The organism is Nonomuraea sp. NPDC049480 (assembly GCF_044465905.1).
Lineage (GTDB): Bacteria > Actinomycetota > Actinomycetes > Streptosporangiales > Streptosporangiaceae > Nonomuraea.
On record NZ_JBITMD010000008.1, the window covers coordinates 126,013 to 151,258 of the forward strand.

The 25,246-nt window shown below is 70.3% G+C and carries 18 protein-coding genes and 1 pseudogene; 13 read left to right on the forward strand and 6 right to left on the reverse strand.

Annotated features, from left to right (window positions below):
- Nucleotides 1-32: 32 nt before the first annotated feature.
- Nucleotides 33-329: pseudogene (locus tag ACIBX3_RS24020) on the forward strand (flavin reductase family protein); the annotation flags it as partial.
- Between the two features lie 79 nt (nt 330-408).
- Here ACIBX3_RS24020 and ACIBX3_RS24025 read toward each other — a convergent pair.
- The gene (locus ACIBX3_RS24025) at nt 409-1,755 is read right to left on the reverse strand and encodes an ATP-binding protein (RefSeq protein WP_397120483.1); all 1,347 of its coding nucleotides are present in this window, start codon (nt 1,753-1,755) and stop codon (nt 409-411) included.
- Between the two features lie 296 nt (nt 1,756-2,051).
- Between ACIBX3_RS24025 and ACIBX3_RS24030 the strand changes: the two genes are divergently transcribed.
- From ACIBX3_RS24030 to ACIBX3_RS24050, 5 genes are all read left to right on the forward strand, one after another.
- Nucleotides 2,052-5,756: an AAA family ATPase gene (locus tag ACIBX3_RS24030; protein ID WP_397120485.1), complete on the forward strand. Its 3,705-nt coding sequence runs from the start codon at nt 2,052-2,054 to the stop codon at nt 5,754-5,756.
- Nucleotides 5,757-5,809: 53 nt separating this feature from the next.
- Complete coding sequence (locus ACIBX3_RS24035) at nt 5,810-6,463, forward strand: hypothetical protein (RefSeq protein WP_397120487.1); 654 nt, start codon at nt 5,810-5,812, stop codon at nt 6,461-6,463.
- Entirely contained in the window at nt 6,460-9,012 is a 2,553-nt protein-coding gene (locus ACIBX3_RS24040; RefSeq protein WP_397120489.1) for an NACHT domain-containing protein, read from the forward strand. The genes ACIBX3_RS24035 and ACIBX3_RS24040 overlap by 4 nt, the downstream gene beginning before the upstream one ends.
- Before the next feature lie 134 nt (nt 9,013-9,146).
- The gene (locus ACIBX3_RS24045; protein WP_397120491.1) at nt 9,147-9,737 is read left to right on the forward strand and encodes a matrixin family metalloprotease; all 591 of its coding nucleotides are present in this window, start codon (nt 9,147-9,149) and stop codon (nt 9,735-9,737) included.
- 10 nt (nt 9,738-9,747) lie between these two features.
- Nucleotides 9,748-10,512 (forward strand): hypothetical protein, encoded by a 765-nt coding sequence (locus ACIBX3_RS24050; RefSeq protein ID WP_397120493.1) that lies wholly within the window; start codon nt 9,748-9,750, stop codon nt 10,510-10,512.
- 188 nt (nt 10,513-10,700) lie between these two features.
- Here ACIBX3_RS24050 and ACIBX3_RS24055 read toward each other — a convergent pair whose 3' ends face one another.
- Complete coding sequence (locus ACIBX3_RS24055; protein ID WP_397120495.1) at nt 10,701-11,162, reverse strand: carboxymuconolactone decarboxylase family protein; 462 nt, start codon at nt 11,160-11,162, stop codon at nt 10,701-10,703.
- Between the two features lie 113 nt (nt 11,163-11,275).
- Here ACIBX3_RS24055 and ACIBX3_RS24060 point away from each other — a divergent pair, with 113 nt between their 5' ends.
- Nucleotides 11,276-14,158: a tetratricopeptide repeat protein gene (locus ACIBX3_RS24060; protein WP_397120497.1), complete on the forward strand. Its 2,883-nt coding sequence runs from the start codon at nt 11,276-11,278 to the stop codon at nt 14,156-14,158.
- Between the two features lie 37 nt (nt 14,159-14,195).
- Here ACIBX3_RS24060 and ACIBX3_RS24065 read toward each other — a convergent pair whose 3' ends face one another.
- Nucleotides 14,196-14,771 (reverse strand): dienelactone hydrolase family protein, encoded by a 576-nt coding sequence (locus tag ACIBX3_RS24065; RefSeq protein WP_397120499.1) that lies wholly within the window; start codon nt 14,769-14,771, stop codon nt 14,196-14,198.
- A gap of 436 nt (nt 14,772-15,207) precedes the next feature.
- Here ACIBX3_RS24065 and ACIBX3_RS24070 point away from each other — a divergent pair, with 436 nt between their 5' ends.
- Complete coding sequence (locus tag ACIBX3_RS24070; RefSeq protein ID WP_397120501.1) at nt 15,208-15,585, forward strand: hypothetical protein; 378 nt, start codon at nt 15,208-15,210, stop codon at nt 15,583-15,585.
- Nucleotides 15,586-15,662: 77 nt separating this feature from the next.
- Here the strand turns inward: ACIBX3_RS24070 and ACIBX3_RS24075 are convergent, their stop codons facing one another.
- On the reverse strand, nt 15,663-16,850 hold the full coding sequence (locus tag ACIBX3_RS24075; RefSeq protein WP_397120503.1) for a CdaR family transcriptional regulator: 1,188 nt from the start codon (nt 16,848-16,850) through the stop codon (nt 15,663-15,665).
- 281 nt (nt 16,851-17,131) lie between these two features.
- Here ACIBX3_RS24075 and ACIBX3_RS24080 point away from each other — a divergent pair, with 281 nt between their 5' ends.
- The 3 genes from ACIBX3_RS24080 to ACIBX3_RS24090 are packed head-to-tail and all read left to right on the forward strand — an operon-like array spanning nt 17,132 to nt 20,806.
- The gene (locus tag ACIBX3_RS24080) at nt 17,132-18,010 is read left to right on the forward strand and encodes a substrate-binding periplasmic protein (RefSeq protein WP_397120505.1); all 879 of its coding nucleotides are present in this window, start codon (nt 17,132-17,134) and stop codon (nt 18,008-18,010) included.
- 17 nt (nt 18,011-18,027) lie between these two features.
- Nucleotides 18,028-19,539, forward strand: a complete 1,512-nt coding sequence (locus ACIBX3_RS24085) for an amino acid ABC transporter permease/ATP-binding protein (protein WP_397120507.1) — start codon at nt 18,028-18,030, stop codon at nt 19,537-19,539.
- Nucleotides 19,540-19,546: 7 nt separating this feature from the next.
- On the forward strand, nt 19,547-20,806 hold the full coding sequence (locus ACIBX3_RS24090; RefSeq protein ID WP_397121024.1) for an NAD(P)/FAD-dependent oxidoreductase: 1,260 nt from the start codon (nt 19,547-19,549) through the stop codon (nt 20,804-20,806).
- A gap of 57 nt (nt 20,807-20,863) precedes the next feature.
- Here ACIBX3_RS24090 and ACIBX3_RS24095 read toward each other — a convergent pair whose 3' ends face one another.
- Nucleotides 20,864-21,652, reverse strand: a complete 789-nt coding sequence (locus tag ACIBX3_RS24095) for an SDR family oxidoreductase (protein ID WP_397120509.1) — start codon at nt 21,650-21,652, stop codon at nt 20,864-20,866.
- A gap of 217 nt (nt 21,653-21,869) precedes the next feature.
- Here ACIBX3_RS24095 and ACIBX3_RS24100 point away from each other — a divergent pair, with 217 nt between their 5' ends.
- Both ACIBX3_RS24100 and ACIBX3_RS24105 read left to right on the forward strand, forming a co-directional pair.
- A complete protein-coding gene (locus tag ACIBX3_RS24100; protein WP_397120511.1) occupies nt 21,870-23,033 on the forward strand; it encodes an MFS transporter in 1,164 nt (387 codons plus the stop codon).
- A 115-nt stretch (nt 23,034-23,148) separates the two neighbouring features.
- Nucleotides 23,149-23,376, forward strand: a complete 228-nt coding sequence (locus tag ACIBX3_RS24105; protein ID WP_397120513.1) for a three-helix bundle dimerization domain-containing protein — start codon at nt 23,149-23,151, stop codon at nt 23,374-23,376.
- Between the two features lie 227 nt (nt 23,377-23,603).
- Here the strand turns inward: ACIBX3_RS24105 and ACIBX3_RS24110 are convergent, their stop codons facing one another.
- Nucleotides 23,604-25,241 carry a GMC family oxidoreductase gene (locus ACIBX3_RS24110; protein WP_397120515.1) on the reverse strand — a complete coding sequence of 546 codons (1,638 nt, stop codon included), beginning with the start codon at nt 25,239-25,241 and terminating at the stop codon, nt 23,604-23,606.
- Between the last annotated feature and the right edge of the window lie 5 nt (nt 25,242-25,246).

Sequence of the window (25,246 nt, forward strand, 5' to 3'; positions counted from 1 at the left end):
TGAGCAGGCCTTCTCCCGTGAGGAACTCTCTCGTGGTCATCACCGCGCAGAGCGACGGCATCCCCGTCGGGCTCACCGCCACCTCCTTCTCCTCGGTCAGCCTCGAACCGCCCCTGGTCTCCTTCTACGTGAACCGTTCCTCGGCAACCTGGTCCCAGCTCAGCGCCGCCGACCACTTCGCGGTCAACATCCTGGCCGGCGACCAGGCCGAACTGGCGGCGCGGTTCGCGCGCAAGAGCATCGACCGGTTCGCCGAGCCCACCCGCCGGCGGCCGGGGCCGCTGGGCGCGCCGCTGTTGCAGGACGTCTCGGCGCACCTGATCTGCCTGCCGTACGAGCAGGCGGAGGTCGGCGACCACGTGCTGGTCGTCGGGCTGATCGCCGAGGCCGACGGGGCGTGGCCGGCGGTCAAGCAGGATGCGCGCTCGCGGCATCGCCCCGCGTCCGGTGCAGCAGCGCCGAGACATGGTCGCGGACCAGATCGTGGAACCGGTACCGGGAGGGGGCGGGCTCTTGCAGGAGATGGACGTCCAGCAGTTGGTCCAGCTCCCGCCTGGCCCGCACCACGGTCGTGTCCTGCACGGCGGCGGCCTCGTCAACGCCGAACTCGGAGCCGACGAGCGAGCCCAGCCGCCGATACACACGCCGTTGGTCCTCGGAAAGCCGCTGATAGGAAAGGTCCAGGGCGGCGGTGACGCTGTGCCGCCCGGCCGTCAACTCGGCCAGCCGATCATCGTTCAACCGGTCGAGCAGATGTCTCATGCTCCAGGTGGGACGCGCCTGAAGCCGGACGGCGGCGATGCGGATGGCGAGCGGGAGCAGCCCGCACCGCTCCACGGTCTCCGTCAGGACACCCGCCGGTGCGTCCGTGACATGCTCTTGCCCGACCGTACGGGTGAACAGGGCGACCGCCTCCTCCAGCGGCAGGACGTCCAACGACAAGGTACGGGTGTCGTCGAGGCCGATCAGCCGGCGCCGGCTGGTGACGATCAGCCGGCAGCCCGGACCGGCGGGCAGCAGTGGGCGGACCTGGTCTTCATCGGCGGCGTTGTCCAGCACGATCAGGACCTTGCGGTCGGCCACCACGCTGCGGTACAGCGCGGCGCGGTCGTCGACATGCTCGGGGACGCGCTCGCCGGGGACGCCGAGTGCTCTGAGAACGCGGGCCAGCGCGTCGCGCGGATCGACCGGTGTCATTCCCTGGGTATGGCCGTGGAGGTTCACGAACAGCTGCCCGTCGGGAAACCGGGGTGTGAGCCGATGGGCGGCATGAAGGGCCAGCGCCGTCTTGCCGGCTCCGGCCATGCCGTCAATCGCGGCGACGGTCACCGTGTTCGCGTTCCCGTGATCCTCCAAGGCCGCCAGTTCACGCTCCCGGCCGACGAACGCCGCCACACCGGCCGGTAACTGCCGCGGAACGGTCACCGGTGCCGCCGGTGTGCCTGCCGGATCATCGCGTTCAGGGCAAGCCGACGGGCCGCGGGCGACGGCGGCCAGCGTCGCGCGCTCTTCCCCGTCCAGCCCCAACGCCTCCGCCAGCAGCAGGATCGACGTGACGCGGGGTTGCTGAAGCCCGCTGTTCTCCAACCGGCGAACGGTCCGGACGTTCAGGCCGGCCCCACTGGCCAGTTGCTCCTGAGTCAGCAACGCCCGCTCCCGCCACCTGCGCAGCAGCGTTCCCAAGGGCAACTCGGCGTCGGGCCACTCCATGACGTCCGCCAGAGGGGAGGCGGCGTGAACGTAGTCGATGTTCATTGACGTGTGCTCCTCCGGGTGCTCAGCAGTGGCGCGCAAGGCGGCCGCCTGCGGGCGCGTACTTCAGGGAGCCCGTCGAGAGTCTGTTCCTGGTGATCATGGCCGGTCGACACCCCCGTTCTCGTCGCCCCCTGGCCAGTGAGATCCGCAGGTACATCAAAGGCGCGTCCCGGCTGTTCAGACCACCGGTCGGACGAAAGCGAACGGAATTGGACGGCCTGAAGGGGCGCCGGATGATCGCGATTCGTGATGATCTCGATTGATCGGCATCGCCGCGATTGGCCAGAATGAGGGCCATGGGTGAGGGTGACGGGCGCGGCCACCGCCGGCCGCGGGCACAAGTGCCGACGGCTCTCCGGCAGCCGCCCCGGAGCCGCGGTGTCCCGCTGCCGTCCGGCCATTCAGATGAGGTGTGCCCCTACCAAGGCCTTGCTCCGTTCGAGACAGACAAGACCGAGTTCTACTTCGGACGCGCGCGGGCGACGCACAGTCTTCTCGAGCGCCTGGGCCCGCGCCTGGACGAGCACGGGTCCATCCTGCTGGTCTCGGGCGCCTCGGGTGTGGGCAAGTCGTCGCTGTTACGGGCGGGGCTGATGCCGGCGCTGGCGAAGGGTTTGTTACCGGTCGCCGGATCGCAGCGCTGGCCGCGCCTGCTCATCACGCCGACATCGAGGCCGTTGCGGGCACTTGCCGAAAAGTGGACGGAGGTGTTCGGCGGGCGCGTCGAAACGGTGCAGGAGCAACTGCGGGACGATCCGCGGCGAATGGTGCCCGGCCCTCTCTCGCAGGACGACCGTCTCGTGCTGGTGGTCGATCAGTTCGAGGAACTGTTCCTTCTGGTGGCCGACGAGCAGGAGCGCCAGGAGTTCGTGAGGGCTCTGCACGCCCTGACCGAAGGCCCGCGGGGCGCCGGAGTGATCGTCGGTGTGCGTGCGGACTACTGGGACCGGTGCGCGGCCTATCCGCAGTTCGCCGAGGCCATCCAGGACGGCCAGGTCATCGTCGAGCCGATGACGGAGTCGGATCTCCGGCTGGCCATCACCGGCCCCGCGGCCGCGGTGGGGCTGGAGATCGAACCCGGGCTCGTGGAGATCATCCTGGCGGAGCTGGCCGCCGACCGCGGGTATGTGGCCGGCGCCTTGCCCTTGCTCTCGCAGGCTCTGCTCAACACCTGGGAGAGGCGCGAGAACGGCAGGCTCACCATCCGGGGGTACGAGGATTCCGGACGGGTCCGCGATTCCGTGCGGCGTACGGCCGACGAGGTCCTCGGGCGGCTGGCGCCGGAGGACCGCAAGATCGCGTTCAGGCTCTTCCGGCGGATGACCTTGATCACCGCGGGCGGGCGGGTGGCGCGGCGCAGGGCGACGCTGACCGAGATCCACGCCGCCGCGTCCGCGGACTCGGCGGAGCGGCGCGACCGCGTGCAGGCGCTGCTCTCCGCGTTCGCCGGCCACCGGTTGCTCACGCTGCACGAGGACAGCGTCGAGATCGCCCACGACGCGCTGCTGACCGCCTGGCCCGCCCTCCGGCAGTGGCTCGAACCCGACCTGACCGCGCAGGGGGTGTACGACCGGCTCGTCGAGGACGCCGCGGAGTGGGCCGAGAACCATCGCGACCCCGCGTTCCTCTACCGGGGCGCCCGGCTTCTCGCGGTCCAGGACAGCCAGGGCCGCTGGGACCGCGACCCCGGCAGCTTCCCGCCGCCGGGCCCCACCGTGGCGGGCTTCGTCGCGGCGTCGACCCGGGCCGCCCGGCGGGCGGGCCGCCTCCGCGCGCTCGTCATGTCCGGTCTCACGGTGCTGGCGGCGCTCGCCCTCGTCGCCGCCGGCGTCGCCGTCAACGCGACGGACGACGCCGTCCAGCAGCGCAAACTGGCGGTCTCGCGCGAGCTTTCTGCGGAGAGCCAGGTCGCCGACAACCCGGTGATCTCCGCGCTGCAGGCTGTGACGGCGTGGCGGATCGCGCCCACTTCCGAGGCCCGTCACCGCATGCTCGACCTGGCGGCGAATGCGGACCGGGGGGTCTTCCGCGCGCACTCCGAGAAAGTCGTCGAGCTGATGTTCAGCCCTGACGGCTCGATGATCGTCACCGCGGACAACGACGGCGTCGTGCGGCTGTGGGACACGGCGTCACGCCGCCAGCTCGGCGCCCCGATCGTCCATCCGGACCAGAATTGCGTCGTGGATTTCCACGCGGCCTTGAGCGCCGATGGAAAGGTCCTGGCCACGGGGTGCTTCATGAGTGTCCAGTTCTGGGACGTGCCCACTCGCCGGCCGATGGGCCACCCGCTGGACATCGGCGCCCAGGTGTGGGCGATGGCGTTCAGTCCGGACGGGAAGACTCTCGCGATCGGGGGCTACGAGGCGATCGTCCAGCTGTGGGACGTGGCCGGCCGCCACCAGATCGGAGACACCATCGGCCGTCCCGAGCATCTCAGCGGCCGCAGGTCCGTCAACGCGGTGGCCTTCACCCCGGACGGTGAACGCCTGATCACCGCCGGATCCGACGACACCGCGCGGCTCTGGGACACCGCCACGCAGCGTCAGATCGGGAAAGCGTTCACCGGACATACCAATGACATCCATGACATATCCCTCAGTCCAGACGGGACGACTCTGGCGACCGCGGCCATGGACGGGACCGCCCGGCTGTGGAGCCTCGCCACCCACGAGCAGATCGGCGGCGCCATGCGGGTGCCCGGCGACGCCCGCGAGTTCGACGACCTGGCCTTCAGCCCGGACGGGACGAGGATCGCCGCCGCCAAAGGCGACGGCTACACCCGGCTGTGGGACGTCGCCAGCCGCCGGCCGGTCGGCCCGGCGCTCCCCGACAGGCGGTTGTTCGTCGAAAAAGTGGCGTACAGCCCGGACGGGCGGCTTCTCGCGACCAGCGACAGCTCCGGCAACGTGTGGTTGTGGGATCCGGTGGCGCACCGGCAGGTCGGCACGGCGATGCCGGCCATCTCCGACGTCGCTTTCAGCCCGGACGGGAAGATCCTGGCCGCCCCCGGTCCCGGTTCCGGTCGCAGTGACGCCGATTCCAGTGCCGCCGCTCGCGCGGCCCGGCTCTGGGACGTGGCCACCCAACGTGAGGTCGGTCGCCTCCTGCCACCTCCGAGCGCCCCGTCGTCCCGCGTCAAGCACGTCTACTACGCGATCAGATTCAGCCGCGATGGGAGGACCCTCATCACGGAGGGCAGCGACGTCACCGTGCGGCTGTGGGACACCGCCACCCGCCGGCAACTCGGCTCTCCCGCCTATGTGGACGAGGGCGACTGGAACGATGTGGAGTTGAGCCCCGACGGCAGGCTTCTCGCCGTCGTCGAGCGGAAGAGTCGTGAGCTCGGAGTCTGGGATGTCGCGAGCCGCCGCGAGATCGGGCCCCGCATCAGCGTCCCCGGCGCGACCAACCCCTGGGAAGTGGTGACGTTCAGCCCGGACGGCGCCATCCTGGCCGCTGGGGGCCGCGACCGTTCCGTACGGTTCTTCGACGTGGCCGGCCGCCGCCAGATCGGTGCTCCGCTGCCCAATGCCGTGGACGGAAACTCCTTCGACAAGTTGGAGTTCAGCCCCGACGGCAAGACCCTCGCCACCACAGCCGACGACGGCAGCGTACGGCTGTGGGACGTGGCGAGCCGCCGTCAGATCGGAGCCGCCCTGACCGGTCACACCAGCCTCATCACCGCGATCGTGTTCAGCCCCGACAGGAAGACCCTCGCCACCGGCTCCACGGACAGCACTGTGCGGGTGTGGGATCTGGAGACCCACCGTCAGATCGGACCCCCGCTGACCGGTCCCACGGAGGACGTGCAAGGGGTCGCGTACAGTCCGGACGGAAACACCATCGCCGCCGTGAACGGCGATGGGACGGTGCGGCTGTGGAACGTCGCGCTGACCGCCGATCCCGTCGCCGCGACCTGCGCCAACGCGGGCCGTTCCTTCACCCGGGCCGAGTGGGAGCGCTACGTCGAGGGAGAGGAGTATCAGGAAGTATGCCCATAGTCATCTGCATTGGCCGGTGAGACGGATCCCGCTGACGGACGGACGAACCAAGAATGTTCCTTCGAGGGTTCCGGCGGCGGACGGGCAAGCCCGTCCCGGAACTTGCCGCGCTGTTCCGCTCGATCGTCGCCGGCGGCCGGGAGATCCACCCGATGGCCTCGGATTTCCTGGAACACTTCATGGACGGCGCCGGTGCCTCCAGGACGATGTCACTGCGCTGGCTGCGCTCGTTCAAAGCGATCAAGAAGGCCGAGCGCAAGAACCAGCGCCGCTTCGAACGGCAGCTTGCGCGAGAGGCCCGGTTGTTGCGCGACGGCGCCTCCACCTGGCTGCACGATTACTGGGACGCGCGGATCAACGCGTTCATCGGTACGGAGCTCTTCTACGTCAGCAGGATGAGCCTGCTGCGCTCGCAGGGGTCGTTCGTCCTGACCCGGACCGGAGCGGAGGTGCGCGTGTCCGGCACGGTCCGCCACCACTGGTTCGATCCCTATGACTGGGACCGCGGCCGATGGGTCTACATTCCCCGGCATGGTTTCGTTCCCATCGCGGTCGGCCGGGAATTGGTGGAGTCCGATGAGGCGCGCAACTTCCTGATGGAGTCACGTCATGTCCAGACGCTTGCAGGCACCTGCATGGACGGCCGGTGGCCCCGACGGGACAAGGCCAGGTTCGAGTGGTCGCTGGTGAGGACGAGGCGAGGATGACCGCGAACCACCCCCGCCCGCCCGATCCCACCGAGTCCGAAAGCGCCGCGGACTTCGTCCTGTCGCTGGTCCGTCTCAAACAGTGGGCGGGCGAGCCGTCCCTGAGCAGGCTGCGGTCTCTCGGCGGCCAGACGGTGACCTCGGACGGAGTCACGATCGACGCGCTGCCCAAGAGCACGACCTCGCATGTTCTCCGGCAGACCGACAGGCTGCCGCGGTGGGATTTCGTGAAGGCCTTCGTCACCGCCTGCCTCCGTTACCGCGACTATCCGGCCGAGCTGATTCCCGGTGAGCTCGAACGCTGGCGGGCGGCCAGGACCGCCTTGGCCGGGTCGGACACGCGTACACCATCCGACAACGAGCGGCGAGCGTCCGAGACGGTCACGCCGGAGCCTCCGGCGGCGGTCGCGGCGACTCCTGCGGAGACCACCGGTCCTTTCGAGCTGGACCATGCCGTCGATCTCCTGGCGCGGCGAGTGGCCAGGGAGGAGGACAGGGCGCGTAAAGGGCTGCTCGGCGGCTACAGCATCGCGCCGGTCTCCTTCGGGCCGCACGCCGACCCGAACCGCCACGAGGACGACGCCGGCGACGACCTGCACTCGATCGGCGAGTTCTTCGGCGGTCTGCACCCGCAGCGCCTGCTGGTCGTGGGCGAGTCAGGAGCGGGCAAGACGGTGCTCGCCATCGAACTGGTACTGCAACTGCTGGAGCCCCTCCTGACCGGGGGCGGACGGCCCGGCCACCGGCCGATGGTGCCGGTGCGCCTGAACGCCGCACGATGGACCCTGGGAAGCCCGTTCGAACCATGGCTGGCCGAACAACTGGTGCAGGACTTCGGGCTCGCGGCCAGGGACGCCGAGCGGCTGGTGCGGGACCGCCAGGTGCTGCCGGTGCTGGACGGGCTGGACGAACTGGACCCCGAGCCGTCCATGGGGGCGCCCCGCCGGGCGATCGGCCTGCTGACCGAGCTCAACCGGTACAGCGACCTTTCCGGGCGGCGGCCGGGGGCGGTCGTCGTGACCTGCCGAGCCGGCCGCTACACCGAGCTTTCCGAAGCTCGCGCCGGGCTCGACAACGCCACCCGGATCCATCTGCATGACATGACCATCGAACAGATCAATGCGTACCTGCGCACCCGCTGGCCGGACGGCCATTCCTGCGACACCCATCGCGACGGTATCCATGCGGCACTGTCCGGAACGTCGGGAACGGCGGTTCACACCGCCCTGGCCACCCCCTGGCGGTTGTTGCTGACCGTGACCGCCGTGGAGTCCGGCGCCGACCCGGCCGAGCTGCTCCTCGCCGACCCGGACCCGGACCCGCGGGTGGCGGCGGCGCGGATCGCCCGGAGGCTGCTCGACGCGTACGTCCCGGCGGCGACCGAACTCACCCCGCGCGCCGCCCACGCCACTCCGTACCGTCCGGAACAGGTGCGGTCCTGGCTGGAGAGCCTGGCCTCCCACCTGCGCTGGCAGGCCGCCCACACCGCCGGGACGGATCGGCCGCCGCCCGGTCTGACGCCGATCGACATCGTCCCGCACCTGCTGTGGCCGATCGGCGGCCGGCGCCGGGTGCGGGCGTTGCACGGCCTGTGCTGTGCGATCTTCGCCGTCATCGCCATGCTGGCGTTCTGGGCGGGGTCGGCGGTCGATCGCCCCGGTGACCTGCGCGACTCGCTCGACGTCGGCGAGGGGCTGACCTTGGCGCTCATGGGGGGCTGGGTGGCCATCGCCACCGGCCTGTCGTTGTCACCGTGGCCGGCCGCCGCCGGCGGGCGGGCCAACGTCCCTCGCAGGCGGCGCGTGATCGGCGGTCTGCTCGGCGCCCTGGCGGGCAGCCCGATCGGCGTGATCTGCGGCCTGGCCGGGCTCGTGCTGACCGGAGGCAGGGTCTTCGGTCCCGGTTTCGCCATCGCCGCCGGGGCGGCCGGGGGGGCGGTGTTCGGAGCGGTCATCGGATTGACCGCCGCCGCGCGGAGGGGAGCCGAGCGCATGACCGTATTCGAGGCGGTCCGCGCCGAGCCGGTCACCCTGCTGGGGTTCGGACTGTGCGGTGCCCTCACCGGGCTGCCGCCGCTGCGCCTCGCCGGCGCGGGCCCGGTCGCACTGGCCGCGGAGGTCATGGGGGCCTTCACCCTGGCCTTCGCGCTCGGGGTCGTGTTCAAGATGGCCACGGGAGGCTGGAGCAAGGACGCGGAGCTGGCCCATCCGCGAGAGGCCCTTCACCGCAACCCGTTGATCGGCGTGGCCTTCGGCCTCATCGGCGGCGTCGCCGCCTTTCTCGTGTTCGTCATGCATCAGGGCGTCCTGGCGTCGCTGGCGTGCGCGGTCGTCGGCGGGGTGACGTTCGGACTCGCCTTCGGCGCGATCGCCTGGTCCCGCACCATGATCGGCTTGATCATCGCGGCCGTGCGCGGGGAGCTTCCGCTGCGGCTGTGGACCTTCCTCGACTGGGCCTGCGAGGCACGGCTGCTGCGCGTCAGCGGCGCCACCTACCAGTTCCGGCACCGCGAACTCCAGGACTTCCTGACCCCGTCCGAGCGCGGCTGAGACGCCACCGCGGTGAAGACCGGCGCCTGCGCCGCCACGGCCAGGGCTGACCTGGCGCGCGTGACGTCCGTTTGATCAGCGCGTGACTCGCGGGCAGGATATCCGGACGTCCGTTGTCCCCTATTTAGGATCACATGTCTTACAGAAGATTACTGCCGGCGCTCATCCTCGCGGCGGCTGTCACCATGACCGCCTCTCCCGCCGGTGCCAACGGGTTCGGCTCGGAGAACGGCTGCTGCCCCTTCGCCGACAACGCCAAGCACTGGTACAGCTCCGAGTCGCTGGAGACGCGCACCAAGAGCGGGGTCAAGGCCGCCATGCTGAAGCTGGACTCCCAGACCGACATGACCGTGGCCTACGACAGCACCCCCGACCCGAGCACCGACGTCGAGTCGTTCGACCGCTACTACGTCGACCACTGGGACCTGGACTGGGACGGCTCCAGCACCGGCTTCAACCTGTACGCCTACGCGAAGTGCGTCAAGACCATCCCGCCGGCCGACAGCAACCAGGCCTGGCGCTGCGACCAGTACGAGATCCGCTACGACCTGCGAGACATCGACTGGATGAGCACCACCCAGCGGCAGGCGCTGGCCTGCCACGAGATCGGGCACACGATCGGCCTCGACCACTCGACCGAGTCCGGCTCCTGCCTGCGCACCGGCGCCCACACTGTCATCAAGTACGGCACGCATGACGTCGCCCACATCAACGGCCGCTACTAGGAGACCGGCGATGAGACACCTCAAGCTCCTCACAGCCGTCGCCGCCTTCGCCGCCCTCGGGGGCTGCGCCCAGGCGCAGGCCGCGAAGCCGGCGCCCCCCTCCTTCTGGTCCCAGCTCCGCACCGAGAGCGGGACCGGCGAGTACCTTTTCGACTCCCTCGACGACATCACCCCGGGCGCCAGGCCGTCCGGCGCGTTCCGCCCGGCCGCCGCGCTCGTCGAGGGCACGGTCGTCGGCGTGGAGCCGGGCATCGCCTACGCCTCGGGCGACGACTCGGTCACGCCGCGAGTCGTGCCCTACGACAGCGAGGAGGCGGCGATCCGCTGGGCCAGCGTCGTCGTCAAGGTCGACAAGGTCCACGCGGGCAAACTCAAACGCGGCTACGCCTCGGGCCAGATCCGGCTCAGGGTCGAGCAGCCCACCGGCACGACGCTCGACGGGCTCCGCGCGTCCCTCGGCGCGGCCGGGCGCGGCCTCTTCTACGTCGACAGCGCCCTCGACCGGGCCAGGCGGCGGCCCGCCGCACAGGAGGCTCAGGCCTACCAGGCGGCCGTCCATCTCCCGATCGGCCAGGGAGTCTTCATCGAGGAGAAGCCCGGCGCGCCGCTGACCGCCCCGCTGGCCGACGAGGAGCGTGGCGCCCAGCTCCTCGGTGGCGGCGGCGCGCAGACGAAAAGCGCCGGAGCCAGTGCTCCGACGCTGGACCGGCTCCGTGTCCGCGCCCAGCAGTCGGCCTGCGAGACGGGCGCGGCGACAGACCAGTCCACCTGCTGACACTCGGGGCCCGAAGCGCTCTGTGTCCGCAGGTGCGTTCCTTGCCGGTCAGCGCGGCGCACGCGCTGACCGGCCGTCGTGGGCAGAGGGTGCCCGAGTGGGTCCTGTACATCGCCGTCGGTGGCCGGAGGTGATCGGCACGAACAGGCCGACGGCCAGGCCTGCGGCGCCCACGGTCCTGGGACCGGTCAGGCCCAGGAAACGCCGGCGGGCTCTTTGATGGTGGCGTTGATGCGATTGAAGAAGTTCGTCATGGAGATCGTCAAGATGATCGCGGAGAGCTGCTTCTCGTCGAAGTGGTCGGCGGCCTCGTCCCAGAGCAGGTCGGGCACGGCGTCCGCCGACCTGTCGGCGATCCGGGTGACGGCCTCGGTGAGCTCCAGAGCGGCTCGTTCGACGTCGCTGTAGAACGGCGCCTCGCGCCAGGCCGCCACGTTGCCCACGCGCTCGTCGGACTCCCCGGACTTCTTCAGGTTCTGTACATGTGCGTGGACGCAGGCGCTGCACCCGTTGATCTGGCTGGCGCGCAGCGCGATGATCTCCAGCAGTTCCTGGGGGACGCCGCCCTGGTAGATGGCCTTGTAGATGGTCTGGATGCCCTTCATGGTGTCAGGGAGGACGTACGCCGGGTTCTTCATCCGTGCTTCCATGATCCGATGTCCTTTCTCGGCTTGCTGAGCTGTGTGCTCATCATCGGAAGCCGGGTTGATAGATTCGCGATGCGTCCCCTATGGACGTCCGTATATGTCGCAAGGAGGCGAGGTTGGGCGTACGGTTCGCTGTCCTGGGACCCGTCCAGGTCACGGCCGACGGCCGGGAACTGACCGGTCTGGCTCCCCGCCACCGGGCGGTGCTGGCGTATCTGCTGCTGCATGCCGGGACGGTGCTCAACGCCGATCAGCTGATCGATGCGGTGTGGGGTGTGACGCCGCCGGACACGGCCCGCGCGCAGATCCAGGCCGCGGTCACCGCGATCCGCCGGGTCCTGCGTGAGGCGGGGGCGGCGCGCCTGCTCGCGACGCGTGCGGGCGGATACACGATCGACCCTCCTTGGCTTGACACGCAGGAGTTCGCCGGTCAGATGGCGGCCGTCCAGGCGGACGACGACCCGGACGCCGCCGTCCGGCGGATACGCGACGCGTTGGCGCTGTGGAGGGGCCAGCCGCTGGCGGACGTGAACGCCGACTACGTCGAAAGCGCCCGGTCCAGGCTCGAACAGCGGCGCCTGTCCGCGATCGAGCGACTGGCCGACATCGAGCTGTCGGCGGGCCGGCACGAGGAGCTGATCGACGAGCTGTCAGCGCACGTGGCGGCATATCCGCTGCGGGAACGGCTGTCGGGTCAGCTGATGCTCGCCCTGCATCGCGCGGGACGGCAGGCCGACGCGTTATCGGTGGCCAGGGCGTTCCGCGAGTCGCTGGTGGAGCAGCAGGGGCTGGATCCCGGCCGGGCGTTCGTGGCGCTCGAGCAGGCCATCCTCCGTGACGACCCGGACCTGCAGATCCGGCCGTCCGCCGACCGGCGGGATGAGGCAGCGCCAGGAGAACCCGCACGGCGAGCGAACTTCCTGCCGTACGACGTCCCGGACTTCGCCGGGCGGATCACCGAGCTCGAACGGATCGCCGGGCACCGGCCGGACGTGCCGATCCTGGCCATCGACGGGATGGCGGGCATCGGCAAGACGGCGTTGGTCGTCCACGCCGCGCATCGGCTCGCCGACCGTTACCCCGATGGGCAACTGTTCGTCGATCTGCAGGCGCACACCGCGGGACACGAGCCCGTCGAGGCCGGTGCCGCGCTGGAGACGCTGCTGCGCCAGCTCGGGGTGCCGGCCGAGCGCGTACCGGCCTCGCTCACCGCACGGGCGGCGCTGTGGCGGGCCGAGCTCGCCGGGCGCAAGACCGTCATCGTGCTGGACAATGCCACCGACACCGCGCATGTGCGGCCCCTGCTGCCCGGGGCCTCCGCCAGCCTCGTCCTGATCACCAGCCGCCGCCGGCTGATCGACCTGGACGGTGCCCACGCGTTGTCCATGGATGTGCTGATGGCCAAGGACGGCGTCGAGCTGTTCACGTCGATCGTGGGAGAGCGGGCGAAAGCCGAACCGGCCGCGGTCCTCGACGTGCTGCAACTGTGCGGGTTCCTGCCCCTGGCCGTGCGGATCGCCGCCGCACGGCTTCGTCACCGCCCTCGCTGGACCGTCGGGTATCTCGCCGACCGGCTGCGCGACGAACGTCGCCGGCTGGCCGAGCTGTCCACGTCCGACCGGGGTGTGGCGGCCGCCTTCACGCTGTCCTACGTGCACCTGGAAGCCGAGCGGCAACGCATGTTCCGGCTGCTGGGCGTGCATCCCGGACGCGACATCGATGCCTATGCCGCCGCCGCGCTGGCCGGAGTCCCCGTGGACGAGGCCGAGACGCTGCTGGAGGACTTGCTGGACGCCCATGTCCTGGTGCAGCACGAGCCCGGCCGCTATACGTTCCACGACCTGCTTCGCGAGCATGCGCGCGCCACCGCGTCCGCGGAGGAGACCAGTGACACCCGGCACGACGCCCTCACCCGGCTGCTCGACCATTACCGGTCCACAGCGGTCGCGGCGATCGGCGTGCTCTATCCGTTCGGCAAGCTCCGCAGGCCCGCCATCCCGGAGACGGAGGTGGAGACCGTGCCGTTCCGGGACGACGCCGAGGCGACCGCGTGGCTGGACGCCGAAAGGGTCAACCTGGTCGCCGCGGCCGCTCACGCGGCTGACGGTGGATGGCCGATCCACGCGGGCCAGCTGGCGACCACCCTGCATCCCTATCTCGACGGCCACGCCCACCACGCCGACGGGATCACGCTGCACGCCAAGGCGCTCGACGCCGCTCGCCGCCGCGGTGACAAGGCCGCCGAAGCGCCGGCGCTGCTCGATCTGGCGTGGGTGTACTGGCGGCAGGGCCGTTACGAGGAGTCGTCCGAGACCTGCCGGTCGGCTCTGGACCTGTGCCGTGAGATCGGCGACCTGCTCGGCCAGTCCCGCGCGCACAACACTCTCGGCAACGTGTGCCTGAGGCAGCAAGAGTACGCGCGGGCGGACCACCATCTGAGGCACGCCCTGGGTCTCAGCCGCGAGATCGGCAACCCCGTCGGGGAAGCCTACGCGCTGAGCAACCTCGGCATCAGCCACGAGCGGCAGGGACGCTATACCGAAGCCCTCGATCATCATCACCGCGCCCTGGAGTTGCATCGCCGGCTCAGAAGCCGGAACGGCGAAGCCCGCGTGCTCGACCTCCTCGGCCAGGTCTACCAGCGGCAGGGCCGGCCCGAGCAAGCTCACGACCATCACCGGCAGGCGTTGGAGCTCTGTCGCGAACTGGGAAACCGGAACGACGAAGCCGCGCCGCTCAACGGACTGGGGGAGGCCGCCCGATCCCTCGGCGACCACGGCCAAGCCGCGGCGCGCCACAACGAGGCCCTCTCCATCGCACGCGAGCTGGGCAACCGTCCCGAGGAGGCACGCGCCCACGAGGGCCTGGCACGCGTTCATCGCGATCGTGGCGGCTTCGAGCCGGCCCGCGATCACGCCAAACGGGCGCTGGATCTGTATACCGACCTCCGCGTGCCCGACGCCGGCGGAATCGAGGCGTTGCTGGCCGAGCTGGGATGAGACGCCGGCCCGGGAACGGTTCCGGTCGTCCCCGGGATCACAGGCCGGCCAGGAAGTCCAGGGCGATCGTCCAGGCTCGCTCGGCGGCCTCGGCGTGGTAGTCCGGCAGGCCGGGGTCGGTGAACAGGTGGCCGACCCCTGGATAGCGGAAGACCTCCACGTCGGCGCGGGCCCGGCGCATCCTGAGGTACCACGCGTTGAGCCAGTCGACGGGCTCGTAGGTGTCGGGGTCGGCGACGTGGAGCTGGACGGGCAGGTCGTCGGCCGCGACACCGTCGGCCATGTCGGAGGTGCCGTGCATCAGCAGCAGCCCGCCGGACCGCTCGTCGGCCAGAGCGAGGTTCTGCGCGAGCGCCGCGCCCAGCGAGAAGCCCGCGTACACGAGGCGGCCGTCGGCGGACAGCGGGGCGGCCGCGGCCACGGCCCGCTTCAGCAGCTCATCCCGGCCGATCTCCTCCTTGATCGCGATGCCCGCTTCGGGGGTGTCGACGACCCGGCCGCCGTACAGGTCGGGGACGTGCACGTCGTGGCCGGCCGTCCGCAACCTGTCGGCGGCCTGGTGAACGGCGGGCCGCAGGCCGTACATCGAGTGCAGGAGGAGAATCCGTGCCATGCGCGCAGCTTAGCCAGTGCGTGGCCCAGTACGTGGCCCAGTGAGTGGCCCAGTGAGAGGCAGGGAGGGACGCAGGAGGGAGCCGCGGCCGCCGCCTGCCCCCGTCCAGGCCATCCATCTCGACTGGACGGCGACGCGGCACTTCGCTGAGCAGGCCGGACCGCCCGCCCGGGGGAGGGACGACGGTCGCATCGTCATCGTCGGGGCCTCGCCGGCCGGGGCGCGGGCCGCCGGTGTGCTGAGGCGGGAGGGCTTCGCCGGATCGCCGACGACCGCACCCCACCCATCACGTGCGGTGAATGTCCCCCCAATGGTCTGATGTCTAAGTTTGGGTGTCCAAGCGGCGAATACTCCGTGTCAGGCCTTTTGTCATGACGGTCGGTTGGCCCAAGATCGGGAACCGAGCGGCGAATGATCCGCTCGAACCTGAAGGGGAATGATGAAGAAACTGATCAAGACGGCAGTGGTGGGCATCGGCGTGGCGGCGGCCAGCATCGCTCTCGCGCAGCCGGCCGCGGCCGCCTCGTTCACCTGGAACGTCGGTGACGGCACCGTCACCTACAACGACAGCACGGACAGCATCTGCGCCGACGCGTTCACCGGCGAGGGCTCGCGCTGGGTGGAGGTGACGCTGGTTCCGGTCAACGGGGGAGGCCCCTCGCACACCTGGAGGGACACGTCGAGCTCCGGGAGTCCCACGTGCCGGAGCCTGGCCACCGCTTACGAGGACACCTACTACCGCGCCACGGTCAGGACCTACTGGGGCGAGCGGGACACCACCGTGCCCCGCGGTAGCAAGTACTTCTACAGCTGATCGCGCGGGCGACGGCGCGGCGACGCGCCGTCGCCCCCGTCCGGCTTCGTGGCGCCGGATGCCGAAGAGGCGGCCGGTCATCGGTCCGGGGCGGGGTCCTCGAGCTCGTCGATGAGGCAGGCGAGGTAGAGGCTGAGACAGATCCTGGCGTCCTTGAATCCCGGACCGAGCAGCGTCTCGATCTTGCCCAGGCGGTAGACCAGCGTGTTGCGGTGGATATGCAGCGCGCTCGACGCCCGCACGAGGTTGAAACCCGACTCGCACCAGGCGGTGATGGTCCTCCTGGTGACCTCCCACCCGGGTTCCCGCCGTAACGGGCCGATCATCGCCTCCGCGAACCTGGCCCGCGCCCCGTGCGCCACCGTGGTCAGCAGATCGTGCACGCGTACGTCCGCGATGCGGGTGACGCGTTCGCCGCGCCCCAGGCGATCGGCCAGGTAGAGGGCGTTGGCCGCGTCCCGGTAGGCGTCGTGGAGTCGCGCGACGGAAGACGCGACCCCGCCGACGCCGATCCTGCAGCCGATCCCGTGCGGCCGCATGAGATCGTCGGCCACCTGCTCGCATCTGGTCAGCAGGTCGGCGAGCGGATCCGCGTCGTACGGCCCCGAGAGATGGTGCAGGACGACGAACCGTCCCGAGGCGATGCTGCCGAGCAGATCCCGCGCGTCGGGGAACGTACGGCGTAGCACCCGCAGGATGGCCGAACGCAGGGTGCCGGGCTCCGACGGCGAGTGGATCTCCTGTGCCGGGGCGTCGATGTCCATGACCACGACGGAGCGGCGCAGCCGCAGGTCGTGCCCCAGCTCATGGGCCTTGAACGCGATGAGGTCAGGGTCGGCGACCTCCGGATCGTAGTGGGCCAGGTCGCGCAGCAGGTCCTCGACGGCGCTCTCCCTCAGCAGCAGCGATCGCTGGAGCAGGGACTCGCGGAGCAGGATCTCCGTCTGGTTGCGTACCACCAGGCCGAAGCGCTCGACCTGATCGGGGTCCCCGGTGATGCCGACGGTCCCGACGGATTCGCCGTTCAGCAGGATCGGCAGCGTGATGCCCGGTTGCACGCCGATGAGCCCCCTGGCGGCCTCGGGGCCGTGGCTCGCCGGGCGCAGGGTGTGCATGACCCCGACCGACGCCTCGTGAAAGGTTCCCAGGCGCGCGGTGTCCCCGCTCCCGATGACCATGCCCTCTCTGTCGGTAATAAGCACGTTAAATCCGATGATCGTGCTGGTTTCCCGGGCGATCTCCTGGGCGATCAACGGCGTCAGCATCGGCGCCTCCCCCCGCGGATCCGAACGGACCTGTACGGATCATACGACGATACTTGCGAAATATCGTGACGATTCGTATCAGTCGGCCAATGACGTGGAGGCTACAGCCACCTAGTGTTCACCCAACAACCAGGAGTCGCCGACCAGTCGACCTGCGATTCGAACGAGCGGCGCCGGCGATCTACAACCCCCCATCTCCCCCCGCGAAGGGTGAAAGCCTCATGTGGACCTCTCGAGTACCTCGTCCGCGTCTGGCGAGACTGGTCGCCGGGCTAGCCGCCATGTTCCTGGCCACGTCCTGCGCCTCCACCGCCACCTCCGCCGAGCAGCCGGCGACGACCGAGGCCAACCCCCTCGGCACCATCGAGCCCGGCGTGCTGACCGTGGCGATCCAGCCGTACGCCCCCTACACCGACAAGCAGGGCGACGGCATGACCGGCCTCGACGCCGACATCGTCAACACGATCGCCAAACGGCTGAAGCTCACGGTCAAGGTCGAGGTCACGGACTTCGCAGGCATGCTCGCCGGGGTCCAGTCACGCCGCTACGACATGACCGTGGGCGGCGTCGCCTGGACCGCTGAGCGCCAGAAGTCCGGCCTGTTCACCGACCCGCCGTACTACTCGCCTCCGGCCATGGCGGTGCGCTCGGGCAAGACGTACCAGACCGTCAACGACCTGGAGGGACTCAACCTCGGCACGGTCGAGGGATATGTGTGGGTCAAGTCCATCCAGCAGGTGCCGGGCGCCAAGCTCCACGCCTACCCGGACGGCAACGGAGTCCTGGACGACCTGGGCGCCGCCCGCATCGACGTCGGGTTCCTCGACCCGCTGATCATCCTCGCGGCGCAGCAGGCCCGCCCCGATCTGAAGATCGCGACGCAGTACCTCGCAGCGCCCACCGACGACGAGGTCAAGGCACATCCGGCATACGACTACTTCCGGCCGTACATGACCTCCTTCTACCTGCCGAAGCAGGCCACCGCGCTGGAGAAGGCCTTCTCCGAGGAGATCCGCAAGATGTACGCCGGCGGCGAGATGACGACATTGGTCAAGAAGTACGGCGCCGACCCCAACCAGTTCCTGAAGCCCGCGCCGACCATGGCCAAGACCCGCCAGGGCGTCGACCGCCCGGCCGACTGGACCCCGCCGTCCATCTGACCTCCACGGAGATCCCCATGTTCCAGGTGCCCTGGCCGGAGTACGCCGGCGACATCGCCGGCGGGCTGCTGAAGACCCTCGAGTACACCGCGGCCGGTTTCGCCGGCGCGGTGGTGCTCGGCCTGTTGCTGGCGCTCATGCGGCTCAGCGGCCTCCGGTCGCTCCGCTGGCCGGCAGCGGCGTACACGGAGGTGTTCAAGAACATCCCGCTGCTCGCGATCATCTTCGTGACCTACTTCGGCCTGGGCTCCATAGGCATACGGCTGGACGTCTTCACGGCGGGAGCGCTCAGCCTCGTGATCTTCTACGCCGCGTACCTGTCGGAGACCTTCAGGTCCGCCATCTCCGGCGTCCATCACGGGCAGCGTGAGGCCGCCGAGGCGCTCGGGCTGGGCCGGGTCAGCACGTTCTCGTGGGTGATCTTCCCCCAGGCGCTGCGGCTGGCGCTGCCCGGCACCAACACCATGCTGGTCGACCTGCTCAAGTCCACCTCGCTCCTGGTCACGATCTCCGCCGCGGAGCTGATGTCGCAGGCCCGTCTCATCACCTCGGCCACGTTCATGGCGCTGGAGGTGTACCTGGTCATCGCGGGCGTCTACTTCGTGCTCTGCTACCCGCTGTCGCAGGGTCTGCTCTGGTTCGAGCGCCGCATCCGCGCCGGAGTTCCGCTCTCCTGGCGCCGCCGCCGCCGGCTGCGCGTGGCGGCGGCCCTGTTCGCCGCCGACGGCGACGCGCCGGCGCCGCCGGGTACGGCCGGCGGCCGGGCCGCGCAGGAGACCGTGGTCCGGATCGAGGACCTCGGCAAGTCGTTCGACGGCCGCCAGGTGCTCGACGCCGTCAGCCTGACGGTGGACCGCGGGAAGATCGTCAGCATCATCGGCCAGAGCGGCGGCGGCAAGACGACGCTGCTGCGCTGCGTCAACCTCCTCGAACGACCCGAGCGCGGGGTCATCGAGGTCAACGGCGAGCCGATCTTCACGGAGCGGGGGGTCGTCAGCCGTGACCTGGCACGGCTGCGCCGCTCGGTCGGCATGGTGTTCCAGCGGTTCAACCTGTTCCCGCACCTGACTGCCGTGGAGAACGTGATGCTCGCCCAGTTGCTCGCGGGCGTGCCCGAGCGGACCGCTGTGGAGCGGGCGGTCCGGCTGCTGCGCAGGGTGGGGCTGGCACACCGGGGCACCGCCTATCCCGAGCAGATGTCGGGCGGCGAGCAGCAGCGCGTGGCCATCGCCCGCGCCCTCGCGCTGCAGCCCTCGGTCCTGCTGTTCGACGAGCCCACCTCGTCGCTGGACCCGGAGTCGACGGCCGAGGTGCTGACGGTGATGCGCGAGCTCGCCGACGAGGGGATGACGATGATCCTGGTGACCCACGAGCTGACGTTCGCCCGCGATGTGGCCGACTGGGTGGTCTTCGTCGACGGCGGGCGCATCGTCGAGGAAGGGCTGCCCGGCGACGTGTTGTCGCGTCCGAGCGAGGCCCGTACGCGTGCCTTCCTGGCAAGCCATCTCGCCGTCAGCGCGGAGGCGTGACGTGGCGATGACGGAGGACCCCGTCCTCATCGTGGGCGGCGGTGTCGTGGGACTGTCCGCGGCACACTACCTGACGGCCGCCGGTGTCGCGGTGGAGGTGGCGGAACGCTCGAGCCTCGCCTCCGGCGCCTCCTGGGGCAACGCGGGCTGGGTCTGCCTCAGCCACTCCACGCCCGTGCCCGCCCCCGGCGTGGCCCGGTACGGCCTGCGGTCGCTGGGACGCCCCGAGTCTCCCCTCTACATCCGGCCTTCGGTGGATCCCCGCTTCCTCACCTGGCTGTGGCGGCTGTGGCGCAACAGCGGCGAGACCACCTTCCAGCGCGGCTACGCGGCCCTGGCGGAGCTGAACCGGCCCACATTCGACCTGTACGACGAGCTGGCGGAGGCCGGCGTCGACACGGCGCTCGAGCGTCCCGGGCTTGTGCACGCCTTCCTGTCCGAGTCGGAGGCCCGGCACCACCTCCACGTCCAGAAGGCGATGGCGGCAGGACGCTACGAGGTGCCCGACGACATCGTCATGGGAGACGACGCGCACAAGCTGGACCCCGCGCTGTCACCCGAGGTGCGGGCGGCGTACCTGGTGCGGGGCGAGGGCGTGCTGGACCCCCGCCGGCTGGTGGAATCGCTCGGCAAGGTGGTCCGCAAGGGCGGCGGCCGTATTCACGAACATGTCGCGGTGACCGGCTTCCGCACCTCAGGGGGCCGGGTGGCCGCCGTCCGCACCAGCACCGGCGAGTTCGCCTGCCGGGCGGTGGTCATCGCCGCCGGCATGTGGACGCCCCGCCTGCTGCGGATGCTCGGGCTGCGCCTGGCCATGCAGGCGGGCAAGGGTTACAGCTTCACGGTCGACCTCGATCCGGCTCCGCGGCATTCCCTGTACTTGGGCGACCGGCGCATCGTGGCCTCCCGGATCGGCGGCACGACCAGGCTCGCCGGAACCATGGAGCTCAGCGGCGACGACCGCCGCCTGAACTGGCAGCGCATCGTCGCCATCGCCAGGGGCAGCCGCCGCTACCTCGGCGACTGGTTCGACGACCAGGACGACCTGCCGAGGTTGATCCGCGACCCGTGGGTGGGGGGCAGGCCCCTGCTGCCGGACGGCCTGCCGATCATCGACCGGCTCCCCGGCCACGACAACGTCTTCCTCGCCACGGGACACGGCATGCTGGGAGTCACGCTCGGACCCGCCACCGGCCGCGCCCTGGCCGATTTCCTGCTGAGCGGCCGCCGCCCCGAGGTGCTCGCGCCCTTCACGTTCAGGCGCTGACCTTGACGGCGTTCCGCTGGAGTGGATGATCCCTTCTGGGCGTACGTGCTCGCGGCGTCATGACAGGTCGGGCAGCCCCAGGTCGAGGTTGGGCTGGTCGATGCCGCCGTCCACCTCCAGCACCTTGCCGGTCAGGTAGCGGGCGGCGGGGGAGACCAGGTAGAGCACCGCGGCCGCCACGTCCTCCGGTTCGCCGATCCGCCGCAGCGGTGTGGCCTGCTCCATCTGGGTACGCATGGCCTCGTCGTTCATGACGATGTCGAGCGCGGAGGTGGCGACCGCGCCGACGGCGACCGCGTTGACCCGCACGGCGGGGGCGAGGTCGAGGGCGGCCAGCCGGGTGTAGTGCGCGAGCGCCGCCTTGGCGGTTCCGTACGCGAGGTAACCGCGGCCGGCCACGCGGCCCACCGCGGAGGAGATGTTCACGACCGCGCCGCCGCCCTGGAGCAGGTGGGGGACGGCGGCCCTGGTCAGCTCGTGCGCGATGCCGACGTTGAACTGAAACGCGTTCTCGAGGTGCTTGCGCTTCGTGTCGAGGAACGCGCGGGGCAGCGCGCCGCCCACGTTGTTCACGACGATGTCCAGCCGCCCGAAGGCTTCCGCGGCCCGCTCCGCGAGCGCCTCGGCGGCGCCCGGCGCCGTCAGGTCGCCGGGGACGACGAGGGCTCGCCGGCCCGCCTTCTCTACCTGGTCGGCCACTGCACGGAGCTGTTCCTCGGTACGTGCGCAGAGTGCGACGTCGGCCCCGGCCTGGGCGAGCGCGACGGCGGTGGCGGCGCCGATGCCCCGGCCCGCGCCGGTGACGATCGCGGCGGCGCCGGTGATCTGGAAGCGGTCCAGGATCATGCCCCTACCCTAAGGGCTAACTGGAACATGTTTCAATTGGTCGTTCGGCGTAGGTGTACGACGCGGGTGGGGACGCGCGGTCGCTCAGCGTGATCCCGCCGGCTCTCCCTCTCCGGGAGGCGATTGTCACAAGCGGTGCGGCACCGCCCCGTGGTGGGATGTTTCGCATGAGCGACTTACCGCGCCCTGACGTCGCCGACCTCACGGAGCTCACTGCATGACATCCCGGTTTCCCGACCTCACCGTGCTGCGACGTGCCCGGATAGCGGTCCACCTGCTGTTCTTACTGGACGGCACCGCCATCGGCGTATGGACCGCACGCATCCCCGCCGTCAAGGAGCGGCTCGCCCTCGGTGACGGGCAGTTCAGCCTCGCCCTGTTCGCCATGGCCTGCGGCTCGATCGTCGGCATGCAGGTCGTAGGCCGCCTCGTCGACCGGTACGGCAGCGCCGCCGTCATGATCCCCGGCGGGGCGCTGCTCGGACTGGCTCTGATCCCTCTCGCCTACGCCCCCGGCCTGGCCGCGCTGTCGGCCTGCCTGTTCGTCTTCGGCGCTCTCTGGGGCACCATGAACGTGTCGATGAATGCCAACGCGGTCCAGGTCGAGCGCGGCCTCGGCCGTCCGGTGATGTCGTCCTTCCACGCCTTCTACAGCGTCGGCGGATTCGCCGGCGCCGGTCTGGGCGGCCTGTTCGCGCACGCCGGCATCGGTGTGGGGCCGACGTTCCTGACCGCCGCGGCTGCGCTGATCCTGCTGGCGGCCTGGTCCCACCTGTGGGCGCTGCGCACCCGGCCCGAGCCGGAACTGCGACGCGAGCCCGCGGCGCGGGACGGGAACGTCGCCCGCGGCGTGCTGCTGCTGGGCGTACTGGGCTTCTTCTGCATGATCGGGGAGGGCGCCGCGGCCGATTGGAGCTCGGTATACCTGCGTGAGGACCTCGGCAGTTCCCCAGGCTTCGCCGCCACCGCCTACGCCGCCTTCTCGATCATGATGACCGCGGGACGGCTGGCGGGCGACGCCCTGGCCGCCAGGTTCGGGCCCGTGGCCCTCGTACGCTGCTGCGGCCTGCTGGCCGGCACCGGACTCGCCGCGGCCCTGGTGATCGGCCACCCGGTGGCGGGGGTGATCGGGTTCGGCTGCTTCGGCGCGGGCCTGTCGTGCATCGTGCCGCAGGTGTTCTCCGCCGCCGGTCACCGCGACCCCGCCCAGGCCGGGCGCGCGCTGGCCCGCGTCGCCTCTGTGGGTTACGCCGGTTTCCTCCTCGGGCCGGTGGTCATCGGTCAGGCGGCCGAGCTGACAGGGCTTCCCCGCGCCCTGGCGATCCCCGCGCTGCTGGCGCTGCTGGTGGCCCTGGCCGCGCCCGCGCTGAAACCGCGTTGACCCTCACGCGTCAGGCCGCCCTCACGGTGGACGCCGGCCGAAGAATCGGCCTACCCTTATTCCGCCTTATGTCCGAATGGGATATAGGTGATGTACGTCCGGAAAGGGAATGGGCATGGCTGATGAAGCGTCGAGCGTCTTCGAAGAGCAGGCGCGTGCCCAGCTGACGGATCAGCTCACGACCGATTTCGCGGACGACTGCGAACCCGATCAGATCATCGAGGCGATCGAGCGTGCCTGGCGCGCCTTCGACCAGGCGCCGGTCAGGGACTTCGTCCCCCTGTTCGCCGCCAGAATCGCCCGGGAGGAGCTCCGCCGCCTGATCGCCGAACGACAAGAGTGATCCCGCCTCCATCGCGCGGATTTCTTCATCCACGCGCGTGTCCCTCTTCGGCGGCGGGTCACGGGGCGAGGAGGCCGGCGAGCAGGGTCACCTCGCGTTCCCTTCTGGTGAGGACGTCCGCCGGCTTGGTGCTGTCGAGAAGCGGGGTCGGGCTGGGGGCAGCGGGTGCGCAGGATGCTGAGGACGGTCGTCGGGAGGCGAGCAGAGCAAGCGCTTTGCTCTACGGGTCAGCGGGCGGCCTCCCGCGGGCGGACCGGCGGGTCGGCCTGGTGCGTGGACCCGGGGTCGAGGAGGTGATGGGCGCCCTTCTCGCCGATCATGATCGAGGTGGCCTGCGTGTTGCCGCTGATCAGCGTAGGCATGATCGAGGCGTCGATGACCCGGAGCCCGGCCAGGCCGTGCACGCGTAGTTCCTGGTCCACCACGGCCATGTCGTCGCCGCCCATCTTGCACGAGCCGACCGGGTGGTAGTCGGTCTTCGCCCACTGCCGGATGTACTCGCGAATCTCCTTGTCGGTCCGCACGCCGGTGCCGGGCATGTGCTCCCTCTTGACGTACGGCGCGTACGCCTGGGTGGCCAGCATCTCCCGGCCCCAGCGGAAGCCCTCCATGGAGATCTTCCAGTCGTAGGGGTCGTCCAGGAAGTTCGGGTCGATGGCGGGTGGGACGGCGGGGTCGGCCGAGCGCAGGGTGACCGAGCCGATGCTCTTGGGCCTGAGGTTGCAGGTGTTGATCGTCATGCCGTGGCCTTTGACACGCAGACGGCCGTGGTCGATGACGAATGCGGGCAGGCAGTGCATCTGGATGTCGGGCGAGACGACCTCGCCGCCGCTGCGGACGAACATGCCCGCCTCACAGACGGACGCGGTGATCGGCCCCGTGCGGTACAGCAGGTACTGCAGCCCGGCGGCGAGGGCCTTGAACGGGCGGTCCGATTCGTTGTAGCTGACCGGGACGGTCTCGGCGGTGAGGTAGACGTCCATGTGGTCCTGGAAGTTCTTGCCGACGCCGGGCAGGTCGTGGACCACGTCGATGCCCACGGCTCGCAACTCGTCCGCCGGGCCGATCCCGGACAGCAGCAGCAGGCGGGGGGAGTTGACCGCTCCGGCGGAAAGGATCACCTCCCGGTCGGCGTACGCGACGGCCGGTCTGCCTTTGAGGGTGTATTCGAGGCCGGTGGCGCGCCCGGCTTCCACGATGATCCGGGTGCCCAGGGCGTGCGGCTGGACGGTGAGGTTGGGCCGCTTGCGGGCGGGCCGCAGGTAGGCCGTCGACGCGCTTTCGCGGCGGGCCCTGCGCTGGGTGACGTCGTAGTAGCCGACGCCGTCCTGGACGGAGCCGTTGAAGTCGGCGTTGAAGGTCAGGCCGAGCTCCTGGGCCGCTCTGACGAACGCCTTGCTCAGTTCGTTGTGCTGCACCTGCTCGGTGACGTTCATCGGCCCGTCGGCGCCGTGGTAGCGGTCGTTGAGCCGTTCGTTGTGCTCGGCGCGGCGGAAGAAGGGGAGGACGTGCTCGTAGCCCCAGTCGTCGTTGCCGAGCGTGGCCCAGTGATCGTAGTCCTCCTTGTGGCCGCGGATGTAGATCATGGCGTTGATGGAGGTGCTGCCGCCGAGGGTCCGTCCTTGCGGGTACCACATGCGGCGGTCGTTCAGCTGGGGCTGGGGGACGGTCTCGAAGCCCCAGTTCACCTTCGGGCTGGTGAGCTTCGTGAACCCGACAGGCATGTGGATCAAGGGGGACCAGTCCCGGCCGCCGGCCTCGAGCAGCAGGACTCTCGTGTCCGGGTCCTGGGTGAGGCGGTGCGCGACGGCGCATCCGGCCGCGCCGGCGCCGACGACGATGTAGTCATAGCGGTTGCTGGACATCTGGC

Coding starts and splice junctions, on each gene's coding strand:
- ACIBX3_RS24080 (WP_397120505.1), top strand. CDS start 17,132: ATGTTCCTGGCCACGTCCTGCGCCTCCACCGCCACCTCCGCCGAGCAG.
- ACIBX3_RS24065 (WP_397120499.1), bottom strand. CDS start 14,771: ATGGCACGGATTCTCCTCCTGCACTCGATGTACGGCCTGCGGCCCGCC.
- ACIBX3_RS24040 (WP_397120489.1), top strand. CDS start 6,460: ATGACCGCGAACCACCCCCGCCCGCCCGATCCCACCGAGTCCGAAAGC.
- ACIBX3_RS24095 (WP_397120509.1), bottom strand. CDS start 21,652: ATGATCCTGGACCGCTTCCAGATCACCGGCGCCGCCGCGATCGTCACC.
- ACIBX3_RS24085 (WP_397120507.1), top strand. CDS start 18,028: ATGTTCCAGGTGCCCTGGCCGGAGTACGCCGGCGACATCGCCGGCGGG.
- ACIBX3_RS24035 (WP_397120487.1), top strand. CDS start 5,810: ATGTTCCTTCGAGGGTTCCGGCGGCGGACGGGCAAGCCCGTCCCGGAA.
- ACIBX3_RS24045 (WP_397120491.1), top strand. CDS start 9,147: ATGTCTTACAGAAGATTACTGCCGGCGCTCATCCTCGCGGCGGCTGTC.
- ACIBX3_RS24070 (WP_397120501.1), top strand. CDS start 15,208: ATGATGAAGAAACTGATCAAGACGGCAGTGGTGGGCATCGGCGTGGCG.
- ACIBX3_RS24100 (WP_397120511.1), top strand. CDS start 21,870: ATGACATCCCGGTTTCCCGACCTCACCGTGCTGCGACGTGCCCGGATA.
- ACIBX3_RS24055 (WP_397120495.1), bottom strand. CDS start 11,162: ATGGAAGCACGGATGAAGAACCCGGCGTACGTCCTCCCTGACACCATG.
- ACIBX3_RS24105 (WP_397120513.1), top strand. CDS start 23,149: ATGGCTGATGAAGCGTCGAGCGTCTTCGAAGAGCAGGCGCGTGCCCAG.
- ACIBX3_RS24090 (WP_397121024.1), top strand. CDS start 19,547: ATGACGGAGGACCCCGTCCTCATCGTGGGCGGCGGTGTCGTGGGACTG.
- ACIBX3_RS24075 (WP_397120503.1), bottom strand. CDS start 16,850: ATGCTGACGCCGTTGATCGCCCAGGAGATCGCCCGGGAAACCAGCACG.
- ACIBX3_RS24030 (WP_397120485.1), top strand. CDS start 2,052: ATGGGTGAGGGTGACGGGCGCGGCCACCGCCGGCCGCGGGCACAAGTG.
- ACIBX3_RS24050 (WP_397120493.1), top strand. CDS start 9,748: ATGAGACACCTCAAGCTCCTCACAGCCGTCGCCGCCTTCGCCGCCCTC.
- ACIBX3_RS24110 (WP_397120515.1), bottom strand. CDS start 25,241: ATGTCCAGCAACCGCTATGACTACATCGTCGTCGGCGCCGGCGCGGCC.
- ACIBX3_RS24025 (WP_397120483.1), bottom strand. CDS start 1,755: ATGAACATCGACTACGTTCACGCCGCCTCCCCTCTGGCGGACGTCATG.